This window comes from Geobacillus sp. B4113_201601 (assembly GCF_001587475.1).
GTDB classification, from domain to species: domain Bacteria; phylum Bacillota; class Bacilli; order Bacillales; family Anoxybacillaceae; genus Geobacillus; species Geobacillus icigianus.
Window position 1 is genome coordinate 1 of sequence record NZ_LQYX01000002.1, and the last position, 1356, is coordinate 1356.

Annotated in this window: 2 protein-coding genes; one reads left to right on the forward strand and one right to left on the reverse strand. The window is 39.5% G+C overall.

Annotation, left to right across the window (positions count from 1 at the left end; genetic code table 11):
* On the forward strand, nucleotides 1–228 hold a 228-nt coding region (locus B4113_RS20215), incomplete at its 5' end, for a hypothetical protein (protein ID WP_235597933.1).
* A gap of 39 nt (nucleotides 229–267) precedes the next feature.
* On the opposite strand, the gene B4113_RS00480 is transcribed toward B4113_RS20215, so the two are convergent.
* On the reverse strand, nucleotides 268–1356 hold a 1089-nt coding region (locus B4113_RS00480), incomplete at its 5' end, for a tyrosine-type recombinase/integrase (RefSeq protein ID WP_369802206.1).

Genomic DNA, 1356 nt, shown 5'->3' on the forward strand with positions numbered 1-1356 from the left:
GCCACCATTAAGCATAACGTCCTGTTGAACTGTTTGCGCCTATTCTTCATTATGGGAAGAAAAGGGGGATTTTCATGCCCGGGTGGAGAGCAAAAATTGCTCATGGAACTTTTCCGTGAAAATCCACGCGCCTTGATGCGTCATTTTCATGCCCGGGTGGAGGGCAAAACGTTGCCCATGGAACTTTTCCGTGAAAGTATCACTCACAAGTCCACTACAAAACCATGAAAACAGAGGGCCAATGCCCTCTAGATGACGAAATACAAATCATTCACCCTTATTTTTTTTGTTTTCTGTTTGTCGATAGCGGCCTGAAGATAAAGACTCAACAGCAATTTTCATTTCCTTATCGCTTGTGGCCACGTACCTCCTGGTCGTATCTAAATCGCTGTGACCCGCAAGATCGGCAACATAAGTAATAGGAAAACCTTTTTCAATAAGATCATGGCAAAAAGTGTGCCGTAGCACATGCGGTGTAAGTTCTTCAATTTTTAAGTCATGTCGAATCTTATTAAATAAGTTATTCACGCCAGATATGGTTAGATTGCCGCCTTTCTGAGAGACAAAGACTTTATTTGTATTCGTTTCTTTGGTTTTCCTTTCGCTTATCCATAGACTTAGGGCATGTTTTAGATCGCTGTTCATGGGAATACGTCTAGCCTTACCACCTTTACCATCACGTATATTGATATAACCATTTGCGAAATCAATATCCTCTAATTCCAGCTCTACAACCTCACTGACCCTCATTCCAGCGTGAAGCATACAGTAGATGATTGCTCGATTTCTCGCATAGCGCCACGGATTTTTCTTTTGCTTTTCCTTATCGTCAATGTAATGCAAAAGTTTATTTTTCTCAACACGTTCAAGCCAACGCGGTGATAATGGTGTTTGTTGTTTTTGTACTGAAAGAGAAGAAGCCGGATTATTTTTAATAATACCGGTATCATAAAGATACCGGAAATAAGCCTTCAGGCTCTCAATTTTGTTGTTAACGGTAGAAATCGTGAGTTTTTTCCTTTCCCCTGTTTTTGGATTTTCAATACGCGCAATATTTATTAAATAGTTCTTCCAGTCCTGGAGATCGATAGCAGACACATTTTTGGGATCGAAGGGAACTCCACCCGTCATTCCTTCGTACCATTGTTGAAATTCTTTTAGTACGGTTTTATAACGACGGATGGTATGTTCACTTTTTCCTTGTTGCTGTAACCAATGAATGTATTTTTCCAATTTCCCTTCTCTCCTTTTGTAATTAATTACCAGATATTCAAAATCTAGGTTCATCACCAAAAGATGTACTTGACTTTTAAAGACAAACATGATAGCAATGTTGCTCAAAGAGATGTGTGGTAT